The sequence below is a fragment of the Nocardia exalbida NBRC 100660 genome, assembly GCF_000308575.1.
GTDB classification, from domain to species: Bacteria; Actinomycetota; Actinomycetes; order Mycobacteriales; family Mycobacteriaceae; genus Nocardia; species Nocardia exalbida.
Window position 1 is genome coordinate 26103 of sequence record NZ_BAFZ01000124.1, and the last position, 26147, is coordinate 52249.

Below are 26147 nucleotides of genomic sequence, written 5' to 3' on the forward strand. Positions count from 1 at the left end.
CCGGGCCGGGAGCGGGCACGGGACTCATCTCGAACGCGTTGTAGTAGTCACTCATGCGCTCCACCCTCCAGCCTCACGCGACGTGAGGGTCAAGCCGTCATCCGCTTCTGGCCGCCGACTTGACCTTGCCCTAGGGGCAGGGTTCGAGCATGGTGGCATGAACGAGACATCACAGGAATTGTCGGACTTTGTAGCGGCCTCGGCTGGGAAGTTGGGCGTACCGGGTGTGGCCGTCGGGGTGCTGGCCGATGGCCGAGAGGATTTCGCATGCCATGGGGTGACGAGCGTGGACAATCCGCTTCCGGTGGACCGGGACACGATGTTCGTGGTCGGATCCGTGAGCAAGACCTTCACCGCGACCGCGCTCATGCGGCTGGTCGCCGAGGGCCGGGTGGAGTTGGACGCGCCGGTGCGGCGGTACGTTCCGGAATTCGTGCGCACCGATGCGGCGGCGGACGAAATCACCGTGTTACGGCTGCTCAACCATACGGCCGGGCTGGAGTGGAAGCTCGGCGTCGACCCCGGTGAAGGAGACGACGCCTTGGCGCGGCACGCGGTAGCACTCGCCGAATCGCCGCTGATCGCGGCACCGGGAGCCCGGGCCTCCTACAGCCAGGCGGGATTCAATCTGGCCGGACGGATCATCGAGCACGTCACCGGATCGACCTTCGAAAGGGCCGTCGCGTCGCTGTTGTTCGAACCGCTCGGACTGGCACACAGCCGCTACGCGGTCAACGACGTCAGAACCCGGCGGTTCGCGGTGGGACACAACGTCGATGCCGACGGTGTGCTGGAGGTTGCCCGGCAGTGGAAGGACAACCGCTCAAACAACCCCGGCGGCGGCGTGGCGACGTCGGTGAGTGACCTGTTGCGCTGGGCGCGGTTTCATCTCGGCGACGGCCGGACCGACGGCGGTGAACGCCTCCTGTCCACCGAACTGCTGCACCGGATGCGGCAGCCGACGGTGGAACTACGCGGGAGCACACTGGGTGACGCCTTCGGCATCTGCTGGTTCCTGCGCGAGGTGGACGGTGTCGCGACCATCGGACACGGCGGATCGGGCAACGGCCAGTTCGCGGACCTGCTCATCGTGCCGGAGCGGAATTTCGCCGTCGCCGTGACGTCGAACGCGGGCCCGGACGCCGGCCTCGCGTTCAACCGTGCCGTGGTGAATCGGGTGCTCGAGCACTACCTCGGTGTGGTCGAACGTGACCCGGAACCGATGCCCTACGACGGGGCGCGGGCAGCGGAGATCGTCGGGTATTACGAGAACGAGATGATGCGGCTCACGCTCGCCACCGACGGGGCCGGGATGACGATCGGATGCGCGATCAAACCGGAGGTCCGGGCCGCCGCAGACACCGAACTGCCGCCCGACCTGCCACCGGCTACCCTCGGCCTGCTGCCCGGCGAGGCGGACGAGTACATCGTCACCGAGGGCGGTCTGCAAGGACAACGCGGGTTCTTCACCCGTGACGAATCCGGCGCCGTGACCGGGATCGACCTCGCCGGTCGATTGTTCGCCCGGGCGCGATGACGACCACGGGTGGATGACGCAGCACCGAAGGGAGACGCGCATGATCACGATCGGACAGCTCGCACGGTATGCGGGCGTGACGATCAAGGCCGTGCGCGTCTACCACGAGCGCGGCCTGCTTCCCGAACCGGCGCGCGACTCCTCCGGCTATCGCCGCTACCGCGCCGAAGACGCCATCGATCTGGTCAGGATAAAGACACTGGCGCAGGCCGGTGTGCCCTTGGCGCGTGTCAAGGAACTGCTCACCGCGAACTCCGAAGAGTTCGCGGCAGCGATCGCCCAGATCGACCGCACACTCGCCGAACGCGCTGAGGAGATCCGCCGGACCCGCGAGCAGATCGCCGAATTGAACTCCGGCGACCGCCTGTTCGTGTCCACCGAAGTCGCCGAGTACCTCGACCGCCTGCGGCAACTCGGGGTCAGCGACCGGGCCGTCCGGATGGAGCGCGACATCTGGATTCTGATGCGATCGGCCGCCCCGGGACAGGCGTCGGCCTGGGTCACCGACAAGCTCGACGCCATCGACGACCCCCGATTCCAGGCGATCTATCTCGACTACGACGCCGCGTTCGACTGGTCTCCGGACGACCCGCGCCTGGTGGACCTCGCCGACCGCACCCGACGATGGTTGACCGGCAGACGCACCGGAGCGGGCCGGACAACCCCGACACCGGACCCGAAATTGATCCGCCTGGTAAACGAATCAGTCGGAATCACCTCGCCCGCCTGGGAACGACTGGCGCAGATCGAGTCGCCAGACGGCTTCACGCCGCCGTAGCCAGCACCCGCCCTGCTGTTCGCTGTCGATAAGGCGGTCGATTTTCGCCACCGGCCCGGGGAGCCGACATCTTCTCGAGTGTCGCTGTCGCCTGGCGGACGGGTGAGTCAGCCGTTGGCCGGGAGAACGATGACCTTGCCCAACAGCGTCCCCGCGGCCGCCCGGGCGTGGACCGACGCCAGGTCTGTCAGCGGGACACGCTCGGTGACGTCGACGATCAGTTCGCCACGGTCCACGCGCGCAACCAATTCCGACAATTGCTTCGCGTCGCTGCGGACGAAGACGTCGATGGCGCGCACGCCGCGTTCCTCGTCGGCCGGAGCGGGCATCCACACGGTGGTGCTGACCACGACGCCGCCATCGCGGACCAGCCCGGCCAGCGCTGTGAACTCGGCAGGGCCGATCGGCGCGAGGTTGAGCAGGATGTCGACCGGCTCGGTCACCGCGGTGGTCACCTCGGTGCTGGTGTGGTCGATGACCTCATCGGCACCCGCTGCCTTGACGTGCTCACCACTGCGGGGGCTGCCGGTCGCGATCACATAGGCGCCGGTGGCCTTGGCCAGCTGTACCGCGTAGCCGCCCACAGCTCCGCCTGCGCCGCTGATCAGGATCCGCTGTCCGGCCTTCAGCTCGGCGTGGTCGAACAGAGCCTGCCACGCGGTGAGACCGACCACGGGCAGCGCGGCCGCGTCGGCGAGCGGGATGCTCGTCGGCGCCGCCGCCAGGCTCTCCGCGGGCGCGAGGACGTACTCCGCCGAAGCACCGTCATCGACGAACGGCAGGAAGCCGACGACCTGGTCACCGATATCCAGGCCGTTGACGCCCTCGCCGAGCGCGTCGACGGTTCCCGCGACATCCACGCCGGGGGTATGCGGCAAGGTCAGCGGCATCGGGCCCTGCATGAGACCTGCGCGGATGTTGCCGTCCACGCCGTTGAACGTCGTCGCGGCGACGCGCACTCGCACCTGTCCGGTACCGGGGATGGGCTCGTCGACGTCCTCGTAGCGAAGGACATCGGGGGCGCCGTACTCGTGGAATCGAACTGTCTTCATCGAGGTGCCTCACTCTCGAGGGTCATGTGCTTCGAACTCGAAGCACATGGTCAACGTAGCAGTGCTTCGAACTCAAAGCAAGAGCTTCGAATGTGAAGCAAGTGGTAAAGTGCGCGCCATGCCTGACACACCGCGGCCCCTGGACGCCGTCCAACTGGGCGCGTACTTCGCCCTCATGGAGGTGGCGGGCCTGCTTCGGCACGCGGTCGAGCAGCAGCTGCGCGAAGCCGGCGATCTGAGCTACGTGCAGTTCCAGCTTTTGGCGCGCCTCGGCCTCGACTCGCCGACCGGCAGTGAACGCATGACCGACCTGGCCGACGGCGTCGTCTACAGCCGCAGCGGGTTGACCTATCAGGCGAGCCTGCTCGAAAAGGCGGGCCTGGTCACGCGGATGCCCTCCGCGGATGATGAGCGGGGCGTTACGGTCACGATCACCGATGCCGGGCGGGCGCTGCTCGCGAAGGTGCTTCCCGGTCATACCGAGGTCCTCAGCCAGCAGCTCTTTGCGCCTCTGTCGCGCAAGGACACCAAAGCTCTGGCCGACCTGCTGTCGCCGGTGCGCGACCACATGCGTTCGGCGCCACCTCGTTCGGCAGCGCCTCGCCGACGGCGATAAGGCGCTACCGGTTTCCGGCAGATGCTCTTCCCCCCGGCCAGGTGGCCGCTATCTCACCTGCCCTGGTTGGCGACGAACGCCTGTACGGCGTCGAGGAACTCCGGGCCGCCCATGGCGTAGCCGCCGACGGTCGCACCGATCAGCGCACCTACCGGGATGCTGACGCCCCATATCAGGATCACGCATGCCCCGAGGAGACCGCCCACGATGGCCCCGGTGACAACGCCGGGCAGGTTCTTGTTGATCTGCTCCTTGAGCCGGTCGTAGGAGCTGATGTCCTCCAATTGCGCGATATCTCCCGCCCTCGGGGTCAGCGCCATGGTGCGGCCGTCCGCACCGATGTGCTGGGCAGCCGCGATCGAACGGCCGTCGACCGCGAACCGTTGCGGCACTTCGGTCACCACCGCTCCGTCACCGGACTCGAGCACCACCGCACCGTTCTGCGCGACCTCGAACATGCCGTTCTCGACGGTGGCGGTAACCACTCCGTCGAGTGGCGAAACGGTGATCTGGTAGTCGATCCCGTGATCGACACCGGAGGTCGTGATTTCCGCAGTCGGCCGCTCCGTCACGGCCGGTTCCGCATGGGCGGTCGCCGCGGTGATGCCCAAGACCGAGACGGCCAGGAAAACGGCAGCGGTGATCTTCTCGAACTTCATCTTCGAATCCCTCCACTCAGCTGCCCCTGATGGGCGGACCGAGTCAGACCTTAGGCGTCGAATCCGATGGTGTGTGGTACGCCACACACAGTTCGAAGTAAGTGCACTCCGGTTTCTATGCGCCGGCCGTGAACACGCCGGGACGAGGTCGCGGCAAATACACTGCTCGAATGCGACGACCGCGCGCCATGGTGCTCGATGAAGTGTGGCGCAAGCTCGATGGGGTCGAACCGCTGAGCGGTCCGCACGGGGGTCCGCTGCGCCGGACGGTGAAGCTTGTGCTCGACCCGCTGGTGATCCGGCCCGTGCGGCATCCGTTGTGCGCGGGGCCGATCCTGACGGCCGACGGAGCGGTGCTGCTGGAGGCACGCATTCAGGCGGCGGCCGATGTGTTGCGCGCGACGGCGGCGTGGTTCACGGTGCTCAAGCAGGTGCGGCGGACGCTGCGGATCACCGAGGGGCACCCGCAGGACCTGTACTTCCAGCGCTGTTTCGAGCTGGCGACCACCGCGGGCATGCCCGATCCGGCACGGGCTCGCGCGGTCGCCGAGGACGCACTGCGTGAGATCCACGAGTACACCGCGGGACGCACCACGCAGGCGCTGAAGGAGTACCTCACCGACCACACCCGGGAACGGGAGCTGGCGGGGCTGCTCGAGCTGGCCTGGCGGCGGCGTCCGCTCACCGGCCCGGCGGGCGGTGAGCACGACGCAGAGGTGGACGAGCTGCTGGAAGCCTGTGCGGCGGCACGGCTCGGCGAAGACGCCGACGGGCAGGGGACCCTGGACCGGCTGGTCGCGGCCCATGCCGGTACGCACACCGGAATCCGGCTGTGGCAGGACGCGTCCGCTCGGGAACTGGGACTGACCGCGCATCCGGTGCCGCTGCCCCCCGCGATAGGCACTTCGGCCTCGAAATCGACCCTGGGGCGTCCATTCGATCGCACCGTCTACGAGCGGGTGTTCACCGTGTTGCAAGCGTCCACCGAACGCGCGGAGCTGCCGCCGATCCCCGAGCTGGTCGACGCCGAGATCGCCCGGAGTTGCGCACCGTGGGCGCTGCTGGACGAGTCGCTGCGCGTGGCGGCGACGGCGGGAACCACGCTGGCGACCGGATTGGCGCCCATCGAGCACCGCCGCGAACCGCCGACGGGCCGACCGCGGCTGCGTCTGGCCGAAACAGCGCAGGACACAACGCGATCCACGGCGCATCAGCTGGTCAACAGCCGCTGGCAGCGCGAAGCGTATGTGTTGCAGGCTCGGCGGCTGGTGGTGTCCGCCGAGCCGCCCACCGGCCCGTTGGCCGCCATCGCCGCCGAACTGATCACGCCCTGGCAGCCTTACCTGCGCCGATTGTGGGTCCGCCTGCACGGCAGGGATGTTCGGGAGTTCCCGATCCACGAACCGGACGAGCTGTGGGATCTGCTCGACGGTGTGGCGCGTTCGGTCATCCTGGACCATCGCACGCGGGTCAAGCGGGCGCTGAGTGTGCGGGTGGACGCGGGTGAGCCGGACGCGGCGGAATCGAAGGCGAGCTGATGAGCACGACCGTACGCATCCGCCGCCGCGACGACCTGTGGATCATCGCGCCGGACGACGCCCCGACCGTCGTGGACGACCGGGCCGGGGTGGACGTGCTCGTGCTCGAGGTGGCGGGCGGGCACCTGACCTGGAGCCTGCTCAGCGGGCAGGTGACCCCGGCGGCGGTCCTCGACGACCTCGACCTCGCGCAGGAGTGGATCTGGGCGTTGTACGGCCCGGAGGTGGCCCTCGCCCTCGCGGAGACCGGCGGCGAAGGGGAATATCCGGCCGAGCCCGCGCTGCCGGACCTCGCCGCGCGCGCCTGGCGGCTCGGCTACGCGCGCTGGGCGGCACGCTGGTGGCCCGCGTCGATCCTGGACGGCATCGCCCCGCTGGACGAGGGCCTGCTCGAGGACGAGATAACCGCTCTGAGCGAGGAATGCGACCTGATCGTCGACGGAGCCGACGCGGCCACCGAACAGCGCACGGCAACCGTGGCGCTCGGCCGCGCGGAGGACTACGCGCTGGCCGCCGGACCGGCCGCGACCGTCGCACCTGGCGCGCTCGTCCTGGCCAGGGGCACCGCGGGATGGGACTGGCAGCGCTGCCCACCGGGCCTGCTCGACGCTTCCGAACGCGCCGTGTCCTGGGAAGTGGTGCGCGAGGCCGGGACCACGATCGTGCGCGTGAGCGCGGTCGCCGCCCCGCTCTCGCCCGCGGACGTGCCTGCGCACCTGCATCCCCGCGCCGGGATTCGCACCGCGACCGACGCCGCCGACGTGCCGCTGCTGCGCGAGGGCGACCTGTGGCGCGCCGAGACCACGGCCCCGGCCGGTGCGGAAGCGGGCGTGACCGTGCAGGTCTACGTTCCCGGCGTCGGCGTGGACGAACAGGAGCCGGACGCGGCGACCCGACGCGCGCGGATTCGCGACCTGGTCACGGCGCGGCTGCACCGCGCGGACGACGCGTCCGGCAATCCCGTCGATTCCCTCTTGCTGGCGGAAATCGCGGCCGCCGCATCGGATTCGGACTTCTGACATGGCCGAGCCGACTCCCGACGACGGTCGCGAGCTGCTCGCCGCGGGCGCGGCGGCGTACACCCGCGGGGACCCGGCCGATGCCAAGCGCCTCTTCGAGGACGCCGCCGCACGAACCACCGGCGACATCCGGCTCGGCGCGATCATCAACGCCGCGAGCATGGCCGACGAACTCGGCGACCACGCCGCCTCGCTCGCCCTGTATCGCTCGGCGCTGGCCGAGATGCCGGAGCACGCACCGCGATTGCGCCCGAATGCCCTGGTCAACATGTCGCAGGCGCTCCAGCATCTCGGCGAGCTGGACGCGGCGCAGGCGGCGCTCGAGCAGGCGCGGGCCTTGCTGGCCGACAACACCGACACCGACCTGGGTGTGCTGCGCGTGGCCTGCCTGCTCTCCCTGACCGCCGTCGCTCTGCACCGGCAGAACTGGGCCTACGCCGCCGAACTGGCCACCGAATCGCTGGAGGCGGCCCGGCGTTTCGCGCCGCAGCTGGCCGGCCACCCGCTGATGAATCTCGCCGCCACCTACTTCGAGACCGGCCGCCGCCACTTGGCCGTCGATTTCGCGCGGCAGGCGCTCGCCGCGTTCGAGTCGGCGGGTGATCGCAACGCCGTCGCCGAGACCGAACAGAACCTCGCCACCATGCTCGTCCGCGTCGAGCGGTACGACGAGGCGGAGGCGCCGCTGCGATCCAGCCAGGGGTATTTCGAGCAGGCCGGGCTCGGGCACCGAGCCGGGGTCGGCCTGAAGACCATGGGATTTCTCGCCGAGGGCCGCGGTGACCTGGCGAGCGCGCGGGAGTTCTACGAGCGCAGCCTGGCGTATTTCGTCGCGTCCGAAGCCGTGCTCGACGCCGCGGACGTGCGTATTCGCTCGGCCACCGTGGCATTCCGGTCCGGGCGGGTGGGCGAGTGCGAGGAGTTGCTCGCCACCGCTTTCGCGATCTACGCCGAGCGTGGCCTCGGCCTGCACTGCGCCCAGCTCGATTTCTGGCACGCGACGCTCCTGGAAGGCGCGATCGGCGCGACCGAATCGCCGCAGGCGGAGATGCTCGCGCGTGCCGTCGGAATCGCCGTTCCCGCCGCACTGGCCATCGACGCCGTGCGCCACACCTTGCCGAACGGCACGCAGCGCGAGCAATGGAACCGGCAGATCGCCGACCCGGCGATGCGGTTGGCGTTCCGCTTCGCCTACCTTTCCGGCAATGGCGTCCTCGTCGCCGACCTGGTCGAAACACAATGCGCGGGGACGACATTGGCACTCGATCGGGCCGAGCGGGAAGCTCCCACCAGGCTTCCGCTCGAATTGCTCGATCCGCCGCAGGAATTCACCGATCATCCCGGCAGCGCCGCGCTGCAACTGGGCGCCGCCCTGGCCGAAGTCGCGGCCGGAGCAGGCCTGCCGGTCGCGCCGCCGCCGCGCCTGGCACTGGCCGCCGAAGGAAGGATCGCACTCGCGCCGTTCATCGCCGCCGCCGAGCAGCGCTATGGCCGGGTGATCCGCGACGATCGGGTGCTCACGGTATGACGCGACCGACGGTGCTCGTCCGGATGGCGGACGCGGGAGACATCTACGTGTCGTGGCGGTGGGTCGACGACAGCGCACCCCGCGGCGCGGGGGTGCTTCCGGAGGACGCGGCGATGCGAGCGGTCGGACTGCTGGCCGACGCGCTCCCCCGGCCCGCCGAACCCGGCGGTCTCGAGCAGGCCCTCACCACCGGCGCGTTCGCCGACTACGAGCGGGAATACGCCGTGGCACAGGCGCTCTCGCGAGCACTGCTGCCCTACGGCCTGGCCGCGCAGCTCTACGAGCTGTGGCAGCGCGGCGTGCGGCCGCATATCCGGCTGCAACCCTCACCACGGGTCGCCCAGGTGCCGTGGGAACTCATCGCGCCGGACCGCGACGTCCGGCTGATCGACATCGCCGACGTCAGCCTCCTCGCCCCGGCGAGCGTCGTGCAGGCGCCGGGGCGGATCGCACGCGCGTGGACCGAGACCGCCGCGCATCCGATCGTCGCGGTGCTGGACCCGCGCATCCCCGGCTTCCGCGCCGATTCGACGCTCGGTTCGGTGCTGGGCCGGATGACCCCCGAAGCTCCGCTCGCGCGGCGGATGGCGCATTACCTCGCGGCGGACCGATTGCGACCCGAGGTACCAGGCCCGGTGGAAGCTTTCCGGCGCACCGATGTCGATCGTGACTGGCTCGGCGCCGCCCTGCGCGCCGGCGCGAGCCGCTTGATCTACGTCGGGCATGTCACCGCCGCCGCGCCCGAATCCGGCCGCAGCGAGGACGCCGAATTGCACCTCGCCTGCACCGCCGACGCCGTCGGCTTCGCCCAACCATCGCGCACGCACCGGCCGCTGTCGGCCAAGGACCTACTGCTCGGCACGCACACCATCGATCCGGATCCCGTTGCCGGACCGCAGCTGTGGCCGATGCCGAGCCGGGTCGCGCTGATCGCCTGTGAGAGCGGTGGCGACCTGCGGTTCAGCGAGGCGCTCGGCTTGACCGCCGCGATGATCACCGGCGGCGCGGAACTGGTCACTGCGAGCCGGTGGCCGCTGCCCACCGATTTCGCCTTCCAGCGCGTCGCGGGCGCACCGCCGCAAGCCCTCCCGCTCCAGGAGGCCATCTGCGCCATCGACGAGGCGCACGAACAACCCGACCCGGTGACCGCCCTCGCCGCGTGGCAGCGCGATCGCTCGACCGCTTGGCGCGACACCGGCCGGATCGAGCATTCCCCGGTGCTCTGGGCAGCCTTCGCTACCGTGTGCGCCTGATTCGGGCAAACCATGCCCACCGGTCTCCATATACCGGTCTACGTGCGGCGATGCCGTGAGATTCGAACGAAAACGGGTAACGCTACTCCTGCGCAAACGGACACTCAGCATCGAACATGTGGATAAGCTTCAACGCCGTCAGCCATCACGATTCCTGATCAGGAGAAGTCGCAACCCCAGTCGGATGACCGCCTCGACCGGCCTCTGAGGAGCCAATCAATGCGCTACTACGCCGTCTACGACAACGACGGGAACATCGCCACCATCCTCGGACAACCCGACGACGCACCGCCGCTGCGCCCCGCCGCCTTCCATCGGGGACAACGGCTCACCGAACTGGCCCTACCGGAGGGCGTCGTCGACCCCGCCGACCCGGACAACCTGACAGCTCTGCTCGACCTGGTCGCAGCCCGTCGAGCCGATGCGACCTCTTCCCATACCGACGCGCCCGCCCATCGCTGAGCTGCACAGCGCTTCGCCGCGTCGTCACATCCGCGTGAGTGCGACCACGGGGATGACCCGGGACGTGCCCATTTCGTGTTCGGCGAAGAACGGATAGGTGTTCTTCAGCATCGCCCAGGTGCGCGCGCGGTCGTCACCGGTCAGCGGGGTGGCCAGCGCCGGATAGCTCTCCTGGCCCACCTCGACGGTGACGTGCGGGTCCTTCCGCAGGTTGGAATACCAGTCTGGATGCTTCGGCGCACCGACATTGGACGCGACGATCAGCAGGCGGTCACCGTCGCGGTGGTACATCAACGGGGTGGTGTACGGGGCGCCGGTCCTGCGGCCGGTGGTGGTCAGCAAGATCAGTCGGTCGCGCTGCATGCCGTCGATCTCGCCGCCCGCTCGGAACGCGGCGATGGTTCGCCGATTGATTTCCTTGACGTCCACGGTTCACCTCCCTTGATTGTGGTCGACGAGCTCAGCTTTCCGTCTGGTCGCACGCCCTGTCCGGGAAACGCCGGGATCGGCCGCGTCCCCAACGCGTTCAGGCGCGATGGGCGAGCAGGTGCTGGATCAGCAGCCGGGTCAGCGCCTCGGGCGCCTCCTCCGGAATCCAGTGCGAGACATCCTCGAGCATCTCGAATCGGTACGGGCCGGAAACGTATTTCCGGGTGGCCAGCGCCGCCGTGGACCCGATGGTGGCATCCTCGGTGCCCCACACGTACAGGGTGGGCACGCTCGCCGGGCCGATCGGACCCGCCGAATCCATGGCGCGATACCAATTCAGCGCCGCGGTGAGCGCGCCGGGCCGTGCCAGCCTGCGCACGTACTCCTCCACACGTTCCTCCGGGATCTTCCACTCGAAGATCCGGCGCAGTGCGGCGCAGTCGTCGGCGAGCAAGGTCCGCTCCGCGGTGCGCGGCTGTCGCAGCGTGATCAGGTGGTGCGATCGCTGCGCTTGGTCCTCGTCCTCGGCCATCGCCTGCTGGAGCGCGGCGGGATGCGGCTGCGACACCGCGCCGAACGTGCGAACCCGCTGCGGCAGCTCCGCCGCCACCGCCCACCCGACCAGCGCGCCGCAGTCGTGCCCGATCAGGTCGAAGCGCTCCCAGCCCAGCGCGTCGGCGATGGCCACCACGTCGCCGACCAACTCCTCCAGCCGGTACTCGGCGGCTCGCTCCGGCCGCACACCCGGCGAATATCCGCGCTGGTCGGGCGCTACGGCGTGGCACCCGCCGCCGCCCAGCACCCCGAGCTGGAACTCCCACTCGCGCGCGCCCTGCGGAAATCCGTGCAGCAGCAGCACCTCCCGGTCGCCGGGAGAGCCGGCGGCCAGTACGTCGAAGGTTCCCGCTCCGGTGCGAATCTCGAGTTCTTCGATCACCTGCCCGACTCTAGAGCCGGGTACCGACGCGGTCAGTGCTCGTCGAAGTGACCGTCGTGGACGGCGTGGCGGTGGCCGTCGTGCACATAGTCGACGTGGTCCCCGTGCTGGACGGCCTCGTGGCCGCAGTTGGGACCGTGCTGATGCGGATGATCGCCACACTCGGTGTGCCCCGAACGCTCGCATTCGTCGTAGTGCCCCTGGTGTTCGCGATGCAGATGACCATCGTGGGCGTAGTCGATGTGATCGCCGTGCTGGAACGCGGTGTGCCCGCAGTCCGGGCCGTGCACATGGTCGTGGCCGGTGTGCTGCGCGTGTGCTGTGGTCATCGAATTTCCCTCTTTCCTGGCGCGGATAGCTGGAATCGTGATGACCAATACATTAGCAGGTGCGCATCAATAGAGATTGCCTCGCGTGTGCTGGCACGGCGTGCCGACTCAGAGCACCTGGGCGAGGAATCTCTGCAATCGCGGCGTCTGCGCGTCGTCGAACAAGGCGTCGGGCGTGCCGGTCTCCACGACCTGCCCTTGGTCCATGAACACCACGGTGTCGGACACGCTGCGGGCGAAGCCCATCTCGTGGGTCACCACGACCATCGACATGCCGCCGGAGGCGAGGTCGGCCATCAGGGCGAGCACGCCCTTCACCAGTTCGGGGTCCAGCGCCGAGGTGGCCTCGTCGAAGAACATGAGTTCCGGTCGCATCGCCAGCGCCCGCGCGATGGCGACGCGCTGCTGTTGCCCGCCGGACAGGTTGGCGGGGCGGATATCGGCCTTGTCGGCGAGGCCGACGATCTCCAGCTGTTCGATGGCCAGCGCCCGCGCCTGGTCCTTGGACAGGCCGCGCAGCTTGCGCGGCCCGAGCGCGACGTTCTCCGCGACCGTCTTGTGCGGAAAGAGGTTGAACTGCTGGAACACCATGCCGATGCGCTGGCGCAAGCGATCGGGGTTCTCGGTGAGCACGGACTTGCCGTCCAGCAGCACGTCGCCCTGATCCGGCTCGTAGAGCCGGTTCAGCACCCGCAGCAGCGTCGACTTGCCCGACCCGGACGGCCCGATGACGGTGGCGGTCTTGCCCGCGTCCACATGGATGTCGATCCCGCGCAGCACGTGGTTGTGCCCGAGCGTCAGATGCAGTCCGGTACCGGTGAGGGAGGCACTCATCTATCCGCGCCCTTCCGTGATCGTGGCCGCCTCGACTTGGTCGATCGGCCGGTCGGGCCTGCCGGTCCGCATCCGGCGGTCGATGTAGTTGACCAGGTGGGTGAGCGGGATGGTGAGGATCAGATAGACCAGGCCCGCGGCCACCAGCGGCGAGAGGTTCCCGGTCTGCGCGTTGAGGTCGCGGCCGACCGCGAACAACTCGCGCTGAGTGGCGAGCAGGCCGAGGAAGTAGATCAGCGACGAGTCCTTGATCAGGGCGATGAACTGGTTCATCAGCGCGGGCAGCACCCGGCGCACGCCCTGCGGGATCACCACCAGCGTCATCGCCTGGCGGTAGCCGAACCCGATCGCGCGGGCCGCCTCCAGCTGCCCGGCCTCGACCGATTGGATACCGGAGCGGAAGATCTCGCCGATGTAGGCCGAGGCGAGCAACGCCAGCGCGACCGCGCCGAGCCAGTAGGGGTTGTTGCCGGTGAGGTTGCGCACCACCGGGCCGACGCCGAGACCGATCAGCAGGATGATCACCACGGCGGGCAGACCACGGAAGATGTCGGTGTACACCCGGGCGGGCCAGCGCAGCCAGCGGGTCCGCGAGATCCCGGCGACCGCGAGCAGCATGCCGAGGACGGTGCCGAGCGCACCCGAGACCACCGCGAGGATCAGGGTATTGGGCAGACCGGTCTCGAGCAGGTCGGGGAAGGCCTTGCGGTACAGCGACCAGTCGAAGAACGTGTCCTTCAACTGCTGCGCGGTGGATTTCGGCGCGTTCCGCTGCGTCTCATTCGTTTGCTTGCCCGCGGCCAACGCGGCGAAGTCCGGCAGCTGCGGCGCGGGTGCGGCTTTGGAGCCGGGCTTCCAACCGGGGGGCAGCTGCCTGGGCACCCAGTCGGTGTAGAGCTCGGCGTAGGTACCGTCCGCGATCACGGCGTCCAAGCCGCTGTTGAGCGCGTCGATCAGCGGCTGGTTGTTCTTGGCGACCGCGTACCCGACGAAGTTGTCCAGGCTGAAGGTGTTCTGCGAGACCGATATTCCGTCACCCGGCGCGATCGCGCCCTCCGCTTGCGCGGACGGAGCGACCCACGCGTCCACCTGGCCGGATTTCAGGTTGGCGTAGGCGGTGTTGTAGTCGGGGAACTTCACCGGGTCCAGATGCAGCTGGTTCACCACGAACTCGTCCTGCACGGTGCCCTGCACCACGGCGATCCGGGTGCTCCGGTTCAGGTCGGAAAACCCTTTGATGGCACTGCCGTTCGGCGCCACCAGGGAGAAGTAGCCGAAGTCGTAGCCGTTGGTGAAGCCGACCAACTGGCGGCGCGCGTCGGTGGTGGTGATGTTGGACGAGCCCACGTCGAAACGGCCGCCGGACACCTGGGCGAGCAACCCGGCGAACTCGGTGCCGGAGAATTCCACCTGGAGGCCGAGCTTGGCGCCGATCGCCTTCAGCAGTTCGTTGTCGAAGCCGGTGAACGTGCCCTGCCGGTCGACGCAGATACTCGGCGGTGCGTCCGACAGCGTGCCCACGCTGAGCTTGCCGGGCGTGATCAAACCGAGCTTCGAGACGTCGATGGAGTTCAGCGGCACGGTGGTCGCGGTGGTGTAGCGGTCGCTGCCCGCGGCGGCCGACGAGGCCAGGTTGGTCGGCGCGGCGGAGGCCGCGGCCACGCCGGGCGGCGCGCAGAGATTGCGCTCCGTGGCCGAGTCGTCGGAGCCGGAACCGCACGCCGTCGCGCTGAGACCGACGGCAAGCAATAACACGGCGATCAACGCACGAGACCGCACAGCGGGCACAACAGCCATGACGGACAACCCTAGCCGCGAAAATCTGCTATTCCACAGCTACCCCAGGGTCGTGGGCATGGGAAGCCGATGCCGGGGTAGCCGCCGAGATTTCGATCACGCTGATCCGAACGCCACGCGGCGACGCGACAGCCGGCAGGCAATCCGTCCTCAGGCCAGGCCGCTGACCGGTTCCGGGTTGACCTCGTCACGCCATCGGACGGCGGCGGCGACCGCGCCCAGATCGTAGTCCGGGCCGCTGACCCCGATGGTGAAGGTCGTCACGCCCGCGTCGACGAAGGCGGCCGCCTTCTCCAGCCCAGGCCACTGCACCGAGCGCTCGATACGCCCCTGGTCGGTGCCGACGGCGGCGCAATGCTCGGCGAGCACCTTGTTCTTGTGGGCGAGCACGTCCAGGTCGGCGAAGGTGTGCCACATGTCGGCGTACTGCGCGACCAGCCGCAAGGTCTTCTTCTCGCCACCGCCGCCGATCAGGATCGGCAGGTCGCGGGTCGGGCGCGGATTCAGTTTCGGCAGCCGGGCGCTGATCCGGGCCAGGTTCTCCTTCAGCAGCTCCAGCCTGCTGCCCGCGGTGCCGAACTCGTAGCCGTACTCGTCGTAGTCCTTCTTGAACCAGCCCGCGCCGAGGCCGAGAATGAGCCGGCCACCGCTGATGTGGTCGACGGTGCGCGCCATATCGGCCAGCAGGTCCGGATTGCGGTAGCCGCCGCCGGTGACCAGCGCGCCGATCTCCACCCGCTCGGTCTGCTCGGCGAACGCGCCCAGCATCGTCCAGCACTCGAAGTGCGCGCCGTCGGGATCGCCGGTGAGGGGATAGAAGTGGTCCCAGTTGAACACGATGTCGACACCCGCGTCCTCGCAGCGCAACACGGCGTCGCGGATGAGCCGGTACTCCGGCGCGTGCTGCGGCTGTAGCTGCACTCCGATACGAACTGGACGACTCATGGCACTCTCCTCGTCGCTCGGCCCGCCCCCGGCCGAGGTTACCGGCGCGGTCGCCTTCCCGCAGGCAGCCAACGGTCCACGGCGCGCGCGCCGACACGCCCGGCGCGAGCTAGGTTGGGGACGCGATGCCGAGCGGGCGGAGGGAGGTGCCGGGTGTGACCGACGGCGACGACGATGTGGTCCGCTCGGTCGTCTCGACGATCCTGCGTGATCGTGACCGGTTGATCGCCGAGCTGTCGGCGTCCATGCGCGCGCAGGTCGCGGCGCTCGACTCGGACACCAGGCTGCGCGGCCTGTTCGAAGCGGGCACCACCGACAACCTGATGTCGGTGCTGGACTTCGTGCAGAACGACGCCGCCGAGCACGAGGTGCACGCCCCGGCGCGGGCGCTGGTGTACGCGCGCACGCTCGCCCAGCGCGACGTCCCGCTGTCCGCGCTGATCCGCGCCTACCGCGTGGGGCATGCCGGGTTCCTCGATGTCGCGATGCGCTACGCCGTGGAACTGGGCGGTCCGGACAGTGCGGCGGCCATCATCCGGATCGTCAATCGCACCGCCGTGTACATCGACCGGGTATGCGAGCACGTCGGTGTCGCCTACGGACAGGAACGCGACCGGTGGGTGGGCAGCCGCGGCGGCCTGCGCCAGGAGTGGGTGGCCCGGGTACTGGACGGCTCGGCCGACGACATCGGCCGAGCCGAGCAAGTGCTGCGCTATCCCCTGACCGGCCACCACGTCGCGGTGAACGCCTGGACCGAGCCGCAGCTCTCGGCGCGGGCCGCGATGGACGTCCTCGACGCCGTTCGCGCGGCGCTGGTGCCGCTGTTGGGCAACCCGCGCCGGGCGTTGCTGGTGCCGATCGACGAACGCGAGGTCCGGATGTGGTTCTCCGTCTCCCGCGACCTGACGATCGATATCGACGCCATCCAGCGCGCGCTGTCGGCCCTGTCGTTGCCGGTGCGGGTGGCGATCGGCGGGCGCGGCGGCGGTGTCGAGGGATTCCGCCGCAGCCTGCGCCAGGCCGACCGGGTACGCGAACTCGTGCTGCTCGCCGGAGACGGCGCGCCACGGGCGGTGTCGCACGAGCAGGTGGCGGCCATCGCCCTCCTTAGTGGTGACATCGAGGAACTGCGCCGATACGTGGCCGACTGCCTCGGTGAGCTCGCCACCGACAACCAGCGCAATCTCTGGCTGCGCGAAACGCTGCGCGTCTTCCTCGCCAACAACCGCAGTTACGCCGCGGCCGCACAGGAGTTGGCCGTCCATCGCAACACCGTCCAGTACCGGGTGGGGCAGGCCGTCGAGCTGATCGGCCACGTCTTCGACGATCACGACCGCACACTGCACCTGCACCTGGCCTTGCAGGCCGCGCGCTGGCTCGGACCGGCCGTACTGCGACCGAACCCGGCGCTCTGAGCCGGCCGCTCTATGTGCGCACCGCACGAAAGTTGTACGAACTTTCGGTGTCGGCGAATATGGCCCGTCTCACATCCCGGTTCGTAGCATTCCCCCGGATGCGCAGCCGAGCTGAGGAGAAACCGCCATGTCAACGCTGGAAACGGTGCGCGGGACGATCGATACCGCCGATATCGGAGTGACATTGATGCACGAGCACGTCTTCGTGCTCACCGGGGACATGCAGCAGAACTATCCGGCGGAATGGGGCTCCGAGGACGAACGCATCGCCGACGCGGTGCGCAGGCTGCGAGTCGCCTACGACGCCGGTGTGCGCACGATCGTCGATCCCACGGTGGTCGGGCTGGGCCGCTACATCCCGCGCATTCAGCGGATCGCCGAGCAAGTGCCGCTGAACCTGGTGGTCGCCACCGGTATCTACACCTACGGCGATGTCCCGTTCTTCTTCCACTACCGCGGGCCCGCGTTGAACGACATCGTCGGCGCGCAGGTCCCCGACCCGATGGTCGACATGTTCATCGGCGACATCCGCGACGGCATCGCGGGCACCGGCGTGAAGGCGGGCATGCTCAAGTGCGCGATCGACCGGCAAGGACTCACCCCGGGCGTGGAGCGGGTGATGCGCGCCGTCGCCCGGGCCCACCTCGCGACCGGCGTCCCGATCACGGTGCACACCCATCCCGAGTCACGCAGCGGGCTGGACGTGAAGCGCGTGATGTGCGACGAGGAAGGCGTCGACCCCCGCCGCATCGTGCTCGGCCACAGCGGCGACACCACCGACTGCGATCACCTCGCCTACCTGGCCGACTCCGGCTTCGTGCTCGGCATGGACCGCTTCGGCATCAACCTCGACACCACCTTCGAAGCCCGCGCGGACACGCTGATCGAAATGGTGCGCCGCGGCTACACCGACCGGATGGTGCTGTCCCAGGACGCCAGCTGTTACATCGACTGGATCGAGCCGGCCGCCATGGCCGCCCTGCCGCAGTGGCACTACACCCACCTCTTCGAAGACGTCTTCCCCTATGTGCTCGATCGCGGCGTCACCAAGGAACAGATCGGCGCGATGCTGGTCGACGTTCCGCGCGCGTTCTTCGAGGCGCGCACACGCTGACATGGCTCATCGCCGACCGGCCCGATAGGATCGCCGCACCCTTACTCGGATCGTCCGGCACGTTCCTGCCGGGATGGGATGTGAATTCGTCATGGCCACGGTGACCTTCGACAACGCGACGCGGCTCTACCCCGGGTCCACCACACCAGCGGTGGATCGGCTGAATCTGGAGATCGAGGACGGTGAGTTCTTGGTCCTGGTCGGCCCCTCCGGCTGCGGGAAGTCGACCTCGCTGCGCATGCTCGCCGGGCTGGAGGACGTCAACGGCGGCCGCATCCTGATCGGCGACAACGACGTGACGCACGCCGAGCCGAAGGAACGCGACATCGCCATGGTGTTCCAGAACTACGCGCTCTACCCGCACATGACCGTGGCCGAGAACATGGGCTTCGCGCTGAAACTGGCCAAGGTCGCCAAGGCGGAGAAGCAGAAGCGGGTGCTGGAGGCGGCGAAGCTGCTGGACCTGGAGCCCTTCCTGGATCGCAAGCCGAAGGCGCTGTCCGGCGGCCAGCGCCAGCGGGTCGCGATGGGCCGCGCGATCGTGCGCCAGCCGCAGGTGTTCCTGATGGACGAGCCGCTGTCCAACCTGGACGCCAAGCTGCGGGTGCAGACCCGCACCCAGATCGCGCAGTTGCAGCGCAGGCTCGCCACCACCACGGTCTACGTCACGCACGACCAGGTCGAGGCGATGACCATGGGCGACCGGGTCGCCGTGCTGAAGGACGGCCTGCTGCAACAGTGCGCCACGCCGCGCGACCTCTACCGCGATCCGGCCAACGTGTTCGTCGCGGGATTCATGGGCTCACCGGCCATGAACCTGTTCACGCTTCCGGTCGCCGACGGCCGGGTCCGATTGGGCGGTCACACGCTCGCGTTGCCGCGCTCGGTGGCGGACGCCGCCGGTGCCACCGTGACCGTCGGCATCCGGCCGGAGCACTTCGAACTGGGCGACGGCTCCGGCATCGAGATGGAAGTGGACGTGGTGGAGGAACTCGGCTCCGACGCCTACATCTACGGCCGCACCAGCGCCGAGGGCGCGACCGACGGCGCCGGGGAAACCATTGTGGCGCGCGCGGATTGGCGCAACCCGCCCGCGAAGGGCACCCGCCTGCGGCTGGCCACCGATGCCGAGCACATCTACTTCTTCGACATCGACGGGCGCAGGCTCAACTGAGCACTGCGCCCAGGACGTCCGACTGAGCGCTACGCCCCAGACGTCCGACTGAGCGCTACGCCCAGGACGTCCGACTGAGCGCTACGCCCCAGACGTCCGACTGAGCTCTGCGCCCGGGGGCTCCGACTGAGCACTGCGTCCAGGGCTCCGACTGAGCACTGCGCCCAGGGGGTCCGCTCGCCCAGCCGGACGAGCGGACCGGCAGCCCGCGTCAGACGGGCAGCGATCCAGGCCAGCCCGCAACACGGTCACCCGGAGCGGGCCCGGCGCGGTCAGTCCGTCGCGTCCGATCGACGGCGTTCGCGCCGCCGCCGGGAGTATTCGTCGTTGAGCCGCACGCCCAGTTCCTCGAGTTCGATCTCGCGGCCGGATTCGCTGCGCACCTGCACCCGCACCGGGTCGCCGGTGGCCTCCTCGACCAGGAGCAGCGGGGCCGGTCCCGGTTGTAAGTAGGCGTCCCCCCACTGCATGAGCGCCAGCACGGCGGGCAGCAGATCCCGGCCCATCCGGGTGAGCACGTATTCGTGCCGGGTGCGCTTGCCTTCCTCTCGATACGGCCGTTTCGCCAGCAAGCCCGCCTCGGTGAGCTTGCGCAACTGGGCGGCGGCCGCCGCGTCGGTGATGCCGACCCGGCTGGCGAACCCGTCGAACCGCCGCGTCCCGTAGTACGCCTCGCGCAGGATGAGCACCGCCGAGCGCGTGCCGATGAGGTCCATCGCCTTCGCGATCGAGCATTCGTCGGCCTTCCACGCGCTGAGATCGGCCAACGGTCCTTCCATCACTGCTGCCATGACGAACATCATACCGAAGCTGACTTGCCTCAGCTATTGCCAGAGGTACTCTGACTATGTGTTGATAGAGCCAGGCATGGCGGCTCGGCTCTCGGTCCGGAAGGAAGCACCATGAGAGACGCGGTGATTGTCGAAGCGGTACGCACCCCGATCGGCAAAGGCAAGCCGAACGGCGCACTGCACAATGTCAACGCGGTGGACCTGCTGGCCCACAGCCTGCGTGAGGTGGTGGACCGCAGCGGCATCGATCCCGCACTCATCGACGACGTGATCGGCGGCGTCGTCACCCAGTTCGGCGAGCAGGGCGCGAACATGACCAGGCGCGCCGCGCTGGCCGCCGGATATCCCGAATCCGTCCCCGCGACCACCGTCGACCGGCAGTGCGGCAGCAGCCAGCAGGCGATCCACTTCGCCGCGCAAGGCGTGATCGCGGGCGCCTACGACATCGTGGTCGCCGCTGGCGTGGAGTCGATGGGGCGAATTCCCATGGGCGCCAACCTGGTCGGTTCGGACGATATCTCCGGCGCCGGCTTCGCCGAGCGCTACCCCGACGGCCTGGTGTCGCAGGGCATCAGCGCCGAGCTGATCGCGGCGAAGTGGGGACTCACCCGCACGCAGCTGGACGAGTTCGCGCTCGCCAGTCACGACAAGGCCGCGCTCGCCACGAAGAACGGTCTGTTCGCCCGGGAACTGGCGCCGATCAACGGGCTCACCACCGACGAGGGCATCCGGGTCGGCAGCACGTTGGAGACGCTGGGCGCACTCCGGCCCGCCTACTACGACCCGGCCATGGCCGCCCGCTTCCCGCAGATCGGCTGGGCCATCACGGCGGCGTCCGCGAGCCAGGTCAGCGACGGCAGCGCGGCGGTGCTCATCATGACCGGCGAGCGCGCGAAAGAACTCGGGATGAAACCGCTCGCCCGGCTGCACAGCTTCGCGGTGGCCGGTGACGACCCGCTGCTGATGCTCACCGCGGTGATCCCGGCGACCCGGAAAGTGTTGCAGCGCGCCGGTTTGCGGCTGTCGGACATCGATCTGGTCGAGATCAACGAGGCGTTCTCGCCGGTGGTGCTGGCCTGGGCGCACGACACCGGCGCGGACCTGGCGAAGGTCAACGTCAACGGTGGCGCGATCGCCATCGGCCACCCGCTCGGCGCGTCCGGCGCGCGCCTGATGACCACGCTGGTGCACGCCATGCAGGACCGCGGCGCCCGCTACGGCCTGCAAACCATGTGTGAGGCGGGCGGTTTGGCCAACGCCACCATCGTCGAAAGGTTGTGATCAGCAGCGCCACCGGCGTGCGTGTTCGTCGCGCGAAGACGCACGCCGGTGGCGGCCGATCAGTACGAAACGAGTACTGCCGCGATCAGGAAACCGACCAACCAGGACTCGAGAATCAACGGGATCGCGATGAGCGGGGTCCACGCGATCGGCCTGCCGTCGCGCACTTTCTCCAGCGCCGAGAACACCGCCGCGAGCACCGACGCCACGATGCCGGTCCAGGCGATCACTTGCGCCCACGGGAGATACCCCACTCCACTCCCAGCCTCGCCGTCGCGCGCGAGCACTTCGTAGAGCGGGACGAAAGACGCCATCAGCCAGCCGAATCCGAGCACGATCACCGAACCCAGCGCCACGCGCAGCGCATCGGTCGTTCGCCGCCGGAAATGCCACGCCATGCCTTCAGCATGACCGGGGCACCGCCACCCGGCATCTCGGCGGTTAGTTTCCCGGGTAAACCTGCGACGCCAAGGCGAGGCCGCCGCCGAACGAGGCGACGATCAGCACGATCGCCAGCACCGGCCAGTACCACATGTACCAGCGCTTCACCGCGGCCAGAATGAGCATCCCGGTCACGCCGACGATCGCGAACGCGGTGCCGCCCCAGGACACCACGAAGGCCCAGCCCAGGTAGTCGGTGCGGCAGTTGTCCAGCCCGCACGGATCGGTGGCCAAGGCGAAGAAGACGGTGAAGTAGGCCGCGGCGAGGCCGAGGACCGCCGCGACGCAGTACAGCACGACGGCGAGCACGACGTCCCAGGTCCGCGCCGCCCGCTGCCCGGCGGCCGGACGTGCGGGCACCGGCGGCATGCCGTACGGCGGCCAGGGCTGCGGGGTACCGGTCTGGATCATGACGCCGACGATCCCGCGTCGGTCGTCCCGGCGACTCCGGGAAACTACTCGAGTCCGCGTGCGCAATCCCCGATCCGCGGCGGCGGCCGAATAAGCTGGGCGGCGATGAGCGACTCCGCAGCGCAGAACATCGTCTACGCCATTCCGATGCGCACCCGTTTCCGTGGCATCACGGTGCGCGAGGGAATGCTGATCCACGGGCCGCTCGGGTGGGGCGAGTTCTGTCCGTTCCCCGAATACGACGACCGCGAGGCCGCCGCCTGGCTGGCCACCGCACTGGAACAGGTCACGACGGGCTGGCCCGAGCCGGTGCGCGATCGCATTCCGATCAATTGCACCGTGCCCGCCGTGGACCCCGAGCAGGCGCACGCGATCGTGGGCCGGTCCGGCTGCCGCACCGCCAAGGTGAAGGTCGCCGACCACCCCGACTCGCTCGCCGAGGATCTGGCCAGGGTGGAGGCGGTGCGCGACGCGCTCGGCCGCAACGGCGCGATCCGGGTCGACGCGAACGCGGTCTGGGATGTCGACACCGCCGTGCGCCACATCCAGCGGATCGATAAGGCCGCGGGGGGCCTGGAATATGTCGAACAGCCCTGCCGGACGATCGAGGAGCTCGCCGCGGTGCGCCGCCGCGTCGATGTCCGCATCGCCGCCGACGAATCCATCCGCCGCGCCGAAGACCCGCTGCGGGTCGCGGTCGCCGGGGCCGCCGACATCGCCGTCCTCAAATGCACGCCGCTCGGCGGCGTCCGGCGCGCCCTGCAAGTGGCGGAGGCGGCGGGACTGCCGTGTGTGGTCTCCTCCGCGCTCGAGACCAGCGTCGGCCTCGCCGCGCAACTGGCGCTGGCCGGCGCGCTGCCGGAACTCGACTTCGCCTGTGGTCTCGGCACTTTGAGCCTGCTCACCGGCGACGTGACGCCGGGCGCGCTGCGTGCCTCGGACGGTTATCTCCCCGTCCTGCGCACCCCGCCCGAGCCGGATCCGCGTCTGATGGAAAGCCATCGCCATCCCGATGCCGACCGCACCGCGTGGTGGCAGGAGCGGCTGGCCCGCGTCAGCGCCCTGGTCCAGCAGGCCCCGCCCACATGACCGCGCGAAACCACTGCCACCTCGCGCACGCGAGCACCGCGGCACACCCGCCGAGTGGTCTTCCGCTGAACGGCGGCCTTACCCGATCCGTACCCCGCAGCCCAGCATTGTGGTCCGCAAGAGCAACGCCGCCTCGGGACCGATAACGCCGTCGACCAGTTCCACATAGCGGTCACAGAACTCCGGACCGTGCGCGGCCACCGACGCCGGGGCTGACTCCAGGTGATGCGCTAATTCGTGCAGGATCACCAGTTCCCGCAGCGCCCAGGCGGTGCCGCCGGTGTGCAGTGGAACCGCTAACACGTTCCCGGCCGCCTCGTAATGCGCGGCGGTGGTCCCGGCTCGCGAGCGGACGCGCACCGCCACGGCGGCCCGGTCCCACCGCGCCCGTATCCAATTGAGGGCCAGCACCTTGTCCGCATAGCTCTGCACGGATTCCACCGAGGCGAAGCGTCGCTCGATCGGCAAGGTGAGCTGCGAACCGTAAAGTTCTACGGTGCGCGCACCGTGCTCGTCGGCGCGATCGAACACCCCGCGTACCAACTGCTCGGCGTCGTATACCTTGGCGCGCTGGCTGTCGCGCACCGTCATGGTCGCGAAGCCGATCTCGCGACAGGGGGCACCAACCGGTTGCCGAAACCCGCCGATGCCTCCGACGATCGCGCGCGGCCACGCCCGCCCGCACGCCCGATGTTGTGCACGCTGGTCAACCGCCCTCGGGGGTGCTCAACTTCCGCCGGGCAGCCGGGAGTTCGGGCGAGGTACCGATCCGCGCGGCCCGGCCCGCGCGATCCCCCGCCGCCCGCGCCGCCGCCGAATGCCCCGCCGACGCCTGCGGCCCGCGCCAGGTGCCGCGCGCCTCCGACGTCTCGGCGTAGAAGTCTGTGAGCTCGATCTCTTTGGCGCGCAATGCCAGCGCCGTGCCGGTGGCCTCGGCCTCCCGTGGCAACACCTCCGCTTCGACCTCGGCCTTCACCTCCGTCAGCCGCCGCCCGATCCGCGCGGCGAACGCCATCTGGAAGTTCAGTCGTGCTGTCACACCCGCGACCGGCGCCTGCACCCGGCGCCGGACCGGACGACCCCATCGCTTCTCCACCACGATCTTCTCGACGGTGGCCGATTTGTACGCGCCCGACTTGATGTACTGGTCGGACGCGCGCACCATCTGCACGAGCAGGCTGGCGTAGAGCGCCTCGCAGGTATCGATGTCGGAGTCGAATCCATACGCGTAGACCTGCGTCGAGGTGCGGGCCACATCGCAGCGCACGTCGTTCGCCGCCGCGATCGCGATGAACAACTGGACATAGGTCCGCAGCCCGCGCTTGCCCGGCTCACCGATCGGGATGACCCGCTGCACCGGCGTGGGCCTGCGCTCGCGTCCCGCGATGTGCGCCCGCGCCACCGCGAGGTCGATGGACGACTTCGTGGCCAGGCGCTGAGCCGCGGCGAGAAACGCTTCGGCCTCGTGCTCGTTGTCGGTGGCCTCGGCCTTGCGCAGCAGCCCACCGATGCGCGTGAGCATCCGATCGGGAACCGCGTTCGGCGAAGTCATCGCGCCCAGCCTAGTGGGCGTAGCCGGTCGAACTCCGTCCGATGTCGGCTTCGATCGAGAACTACGTCATTCGCTCGCTGGGTACCGCGGTGAGCCCGCTGGGTCCGATCACGATGTCGCACGGGACACCGAGTCGATCCATCTCGTACAGCGCCTCGTACAGGTGGGTGGACATCAGCATGTACCACCAACTCGAGGGCGTATGGTCAGGTTCGTCATCCGGAACCCTCGACGCGATCCGCGCGTAGTAGTCACTGATCGCCTCTTCACTGAACTCGATCGCGACCGGCGGCGCCAGCTCGACCTCCCCTCGGGCCGTGATCCAGAGCCCGCCCTTCTCATCGGTCGCCACGCGAAGTCCCAACCCGCGCGCGGCGCGGGCCACCGATTCGGTCAGCTCGGCTGACGTCGGATCAACGTGCACACCCACCTCCTGGAAAAGCCGTAATGATCTTTCCACTGCCAGTAACAATTACCGTAGGTTGAACGGTCTGTGCAATCTGGCCGGTCACTTTGTTGACCAGGTAGATCTGGCCTGTATAGCAGAACTTCCCGCCGTCTTGCGTCGTGAACTTGTCCGGCGAGGACAGTGACTTTTCGATCGCCATATCAACGATATCGCGCCAGTTACGTCGCTCGATCGCCGCCAAGCCCTCCCATTCGGCCATGTGGCGATCCTTGATATGACGGAATCCACTGTCCCTGTTCCCGCACAGCAACGTGCCCGACTTGCCTCCCACAGGCCCGGTAGTGATCGAGAAGGTTCTGACTACTTTTGCGTCGTTGTCCGACACCCCGCAGGCACCCCAGACTTGGGGTTCGGCTGCAGCGGGTGATGCGAATCCCAGAACAGTGATTCCGGCGCACACAGCAGATAAAGCCACCCGAATTGCGATAGACACGCGAATTCCTCCCCCCGCGATAACGCGGCGAACTCAACTCCCATCAACTGCAAGTGCCTGCCTGCATGTGTAGGCACCCCTCCGCGAGGAGAGCACTTCCGAACGACGGCCGCCCACCCGCGAGCCGGATCACCGAGATACAAGTGGAACAGACTCGCAGAGACAGGTAGTGCAACCTCGAACGCCTGTCGGGAATGGACACCGAACATACGAACCCCCCGTCGGTAGCACGAGAATACCATCGAATTATCGAGTGGCGCAGGA

The 26147-nt window shown here is 68.8% G+C and carries 28 protein-coding genes; 13 read left to right on the forward strand and 15 right to left on the reverse strand.

Annotated features, from left to right (window positions below; translation table 11 throughout):
* Window positions 1-157: 157 nt before the first annotated feature.
* Window positions 158-1537, forward strand: coding sequence for a serine hydrolase domain-containing protein (locus ON29_RS28780; RefSeq protein WP_040871142.1), 1380 nt, complete (start codon window positions 158-160; stop codon window positions 1535-1537).
* Window positions 1538-1577: 40 nt separating this feature from the next.
* Window positions 1578-2315: a MerR family transcriptional regulator gene (locus ON29_RS28785; RefSeq protein WP_040871143.1), complete on the forward strand. Its 738-nt coding sequence runs from the start codon at window positions 1578-1580 to the stop codon at window positions 2313-2315.
* Window positions 2316-2422: 107 nt separating this feature from the next.
* Here ON29_RS28785 and ON29_RS28790 read toward each other — a convergent pair whose 3' ends face one another.
* The gene (locus tag ON29_RS28790; protein WP_040871145.1) at window positions 2423-3367 is read right to left on the reverse strand and encodes an NADP-dependent oxidoreductase; all 945 of its coding nucleotides are present in this window, start codon (window positions 3365-3367) and stop codon (window positions 2423-2425) included.
* A 118-nt stretch (window positions 3368-3485) separates the two neighbouring features.
* Between ON29_RS28790 and ON29_RS28795 the strand changes: the two genes are divergently transcribed.
* Entirely contained in the window at window positions 3486-3983 is a 498-nt protein-coding gene (locus tag ON29_RS28795; protein WP_040871146.1) for a MarR family winged helix-turn-helix transcriptional regulator, read from the forward strand.
* 53 nt (window positions 3984-4036) lie between these two features.
* On the opposite strand, the gene ON29_RS28800 is transcribed toward ON29_RS28795, so the two are convergent.
* Window positions 4037-4642 (reverse strand): DUF8020 domain-containing protein, encoded by a 606-nt coding sequence (locus tag ON29_RS28800; RefSeq protein WP_040871147.1) that lies wholly within the window; start codon window positions 4640-4642, stop codon window positions 4037-4039.
* Window positions 4643-4830: 188 nt separating this feature from the next.
* Here ON29_RS28800 and ON29_RS28805 point away from each other — a divergent pair, with 188 nt between their 5' ends.
* From ON29_RS28805 to ON29_RS28825, 5 genes are all read left to right on the forward strand, one after another.
* The gene (locus ON29_RS28805; RefSeq protein WP_040871149.1) at window positions 4831-6180 is read left to right on the forward strand and encodes a hypothetical protein; all 1350 of its coding nucleotides are present in this window, start codon (window positions 4831-4833) and stop codon (window positions 6178-6180) included.
* Window positions 6180-7199, forward strand: a complete 1020-nt coding sequence (locus ON29_RS28810; RefSeq protein ID WP_040871150.1) for a hypothetical protein — start codon at window positions 6180-6182, stop codon at window positions 7197-7199. The genes ON29_RS28805 and ON29_RS28810 overlap by 1 nt, the downstream gene beginning before the upstream one ends.
* A 1-nt stretch (window position 7200) precedes the next feature.
* Window positions 7201-8727 carry a tetratricopeptide repeat protein gene (locus ON29_RS28815; RefSeq protein WP_040871152.1) on the forward strand — a complete coding sequence of 509 codons (1527 nt, stop codon included), beginning with the start codon at window positions 7201-7203 and terminating at the stop codon, window positions 8725-8727.
* Window positions 8724-9980: a CHAT domain-containing protein gene (locus tag ON29_RS28820; protein ID WP_040871153.1), complete on the forward strand. Its 1257-nt coding sequence runs from the start codon at window positions 8724-8726 to the stop codon at window positions 9978-9980. Before ON29_RS28815 ends, ON29_RS28820 begins: the two co-directional genes overlap by 4 nt.
* A gap of 219 nt (window positions 9981-10199) precedes the next feature.
* Window positions 10200-10442 carry a hypothetical protein gene (locus ON29_RS28825; protein ID WP_040871156.1) on the forward strand — a complete coding sequence of 81 codons (243 nt, stop codon included), beginning with the start codon at window positions 10200-10202 and terminating at the stop codon, window positions 10440-10442.
* A gap of 24 nt (window positions 10443-10466) precedes the next feature.
* On the opposite strand, the gene ON29_RS28830 is transcribed toward ON29_RS28825, so the two are convergent.
* The 6 genes from ON29_RS28830 to ON29_RS28855 form a co-directional block, all read right to left on the reverse strand.
* Window positions 10467-10871 (reverse strand): nitroreductase family deazaflavin-dependent oxidoreductase, encoded by a 405-nt coding sequence (locus tag ON29_RS28830; protein ID WP_040871157.1) that lies wholly within the window; start codon window positions 10869-10871, stop codon window positions 10467-10469.
* A 97-nt stretch (window positions 10872-10968) separates the two neighbouring features.
* The gene (locus tag ON29_RS28835; RefSeq protein WP_040871158.1) at window positions 10969-11808 is read right to left on the reverse strand and encodes an alpha/beta fold hydrolase; all 840 of its coding nucleotides are present in this window, start codon (window positions 11806-11808) and stop codon (window positions 10969-10971) included.
* Between the two features lie 32 nt (window positions 11809-11840).
* Window positions 11841-12137 (reverse strand): hypothetical protein, encoded by a 297-nt coding sequence (locus ON29_RS28840; RefSeq protein WP_040871160.1) that lies wholly within the window; start codon window positions 12135-12137, stop codon window positions 11841-11843.
* 108 nt (window positions 12138-12245) lie between these two features.
* Window positions 12246-12971, reverse strand: coding sequence for an amino acid ABC transporter ATP-binding protein (locus ON29_RS28845; RefSeq protein ID WP_040871161.1), 726 nt, complete (start codon window positions 12969-12971; stop codon window positions 12246-12248).
* On the reverse strand, window positions 12972-14768 hold the full coding sequence (locus tag ON29_RS28850; RefSeq protein ID WP_040871162.1) for an ABC transporter substrate-binding protein/permease: 1797 nt from the start codon (window positions 14766-14768) through the stop codon (window positions 12972-12974).
* A 150-nt stretch (window positions 14769-14918) separates the two neighbouring features.
* Window positions 14919-15713, reverse strand: a complete 795-nt coding sequence (locus ON29_RS28855; RefSeq protein WP_040871164.1) for an LLM class F420-dependent oxidoreductase — start codon at window positions 15711-15713, stop codon at window positions 14919-14921.
* A 155-nt stretch (window positions 15714-15868) separates the two neighbouring features.
* Here ON29_RS28855 and ON29_RS28860 point away from each other — a divergent pair, with 155 nt between their 5' ends.
* The 3 genes from ON29_RS28860 (at window position 15869) to ON29_RS28870 (ending at window position 19416) form a co-directional block, all read left to right on the forward strand.
* Window positions 15869-17128, forward strand: coding sequence for a PucR family transcriptional regulator (locus tag ON29_RS28860; protein WP_051175673.1), 1260 nt, complete (start codon window positions 15869-15871; stop codon window positions 17126-17128).
* A gap of 127 nt (window positions 17129-17255) precedes the next feature.
* On the forward strand, window positions 17256-18242 hold the full coding sequence (locus tag ON29_RS28865) for a phosphotriesterase family protein (protein ID WP_040871167.1): 987 nt from the start codon (window positions 17256-17258) through the stop codon (window positions 18240-18242).
* 91 nt (window positions 18243-18333) lie between these two features.
* On the forward strand, window positions 18334-19416 hold the full coding sequence (locus ON29_RS28870; RefSeq protein WP_040871191.1) for an ABC transporter ATP-binding protein: 1083 nt from the start codon (window positions 18334-18336) through the stop codon (window positions 19414-19416).
* Between the two features lie 272 nt (window positions 19417-19688).
* Here ON29_RS28870 and ON29_RS28875 read toward each other — a convergent pair whose 3' ends face one another.
* Complete coding sequence (locus ON29_RS28875) at window positions 19689-20219, reverse strand: winged helix-turn-helix transcriptional regulator (RefSeq protein WP_174371875.1); 531 nt, start codon at window positions 20217-20219, stop codon at window positions 19689-19691.
* 99 nt (window positions 20220-20318) lie between these two features.
* Between ON29_RS28875 and ON29_RS28880 the strand changes: the two genes are divergently transcribed.
* Entirely contained in the window at window positions 20319-21488 is a 1170-nt protein-coding gene (locus tag ON29_RS28880) for a thiolase family protein (RefSeq protein ID WP_040871168.1), read from the forward strand.
* 59 nt (window positions 21489-21547) lie between these two features.
* Here the strand turns inward: ON29_RS28880 and ON29_RS28885 are convergent, their stop codons facing one another.
* Together ON29_RS28885 and ON29_RS28890 are read right to left on the reverse strand one after the other, a co-directional pair.
* Window positions 21548-21886: a hypothetical protein gene (locus ON29_RS28885; protein WP_040871169.1), complete on the reverse strand. Its 339-nt coding sequence runs from the start codon at window positions 21884-21886 to the stop codon at window positions 21548-21550.
* Between the two features lie 43 nt (window positions 21887-21929).
* Complete coding sequence (locus ON29_RS28890; RefSeq protein ID WP_040871171.1) at window positions 21930-22340, reverse strand: hypothetical protein; 411 nt, start codon at window positions 22338-22340, stop codon at window positions 21930-21932.
* A 105-nt stretch (window positions 22341-22445) separates the two neighbouring features.
* On the opposite strand from ON29_RS28890, the gene ON29_RS28895 reads away from it, so the two are divergent.
* Window positions 22446-23429, forward strand: coding sequence for an o-succinylbenzoate synthase (locus ON29_RS28895; RefSeq protein ID WP_040871172.1), 984 nt, complete (start codon window positions 22446-22448; stop codon window positions 23427-23429).
* Window positions 23430-23507: 78 nt separating this feature from the next.
* Here ON29_RS28895 and ON29_RS28900 read toward each other — a convergent pair whose 3' ends face one another.
* From ON29_RS28900 to ON29_RS36510, 4 genes are all read right to left on the reverse strand, one after another.
* Window positions 23508-24020, reverse strand: a complete 513-nt coding sequence (locus ON29_RS28900) for a TIGR04338 family metallohydrolase (protein WP_040871173.1) — start codon at window positions 24018-24020, stop codon at window positions 23508-23510.
* 115 nt (window positions 24021-24135) lie between these two features.
* Window positions 24136-24981: a DUF2786 domain-containing protein gene (locus ON29_RS28905; RefSeq protein ID WP_245549209.1), complete on the reverse strand. Its 846-nt coding sequence runs from the start codon at window positions 24979-24981 to the stop codon at window positions 24136-24138.
* Between the two features lie 61 nt (window positions 24982-25042).
* Entirely contained in the window at window positions 25043-25405 is a 363-nt protein-coding gene (locus ON29_RS28910) for a hypothetical protein (protein WP_157172935.1), read from the reverse strand.
* Window positions 25395-25649 carry a hypothetical protein gene (locus ON29_RS36510; RefSeq protein ID WP_169332612.1) on the reverse strand — a complete coding sequence of 85 codons (255 nt, stop codon included), beginning with the start codon at window positions 25647-25649 and terminating at the stop codon, window positions 25395-25397. Before ON29_RS36510 ends, ON29_RS28910 begins: the two co-directional genes overlap by 11 nt.
* Window positions 25650-26147: the final 498 nt, after the last annotated feature.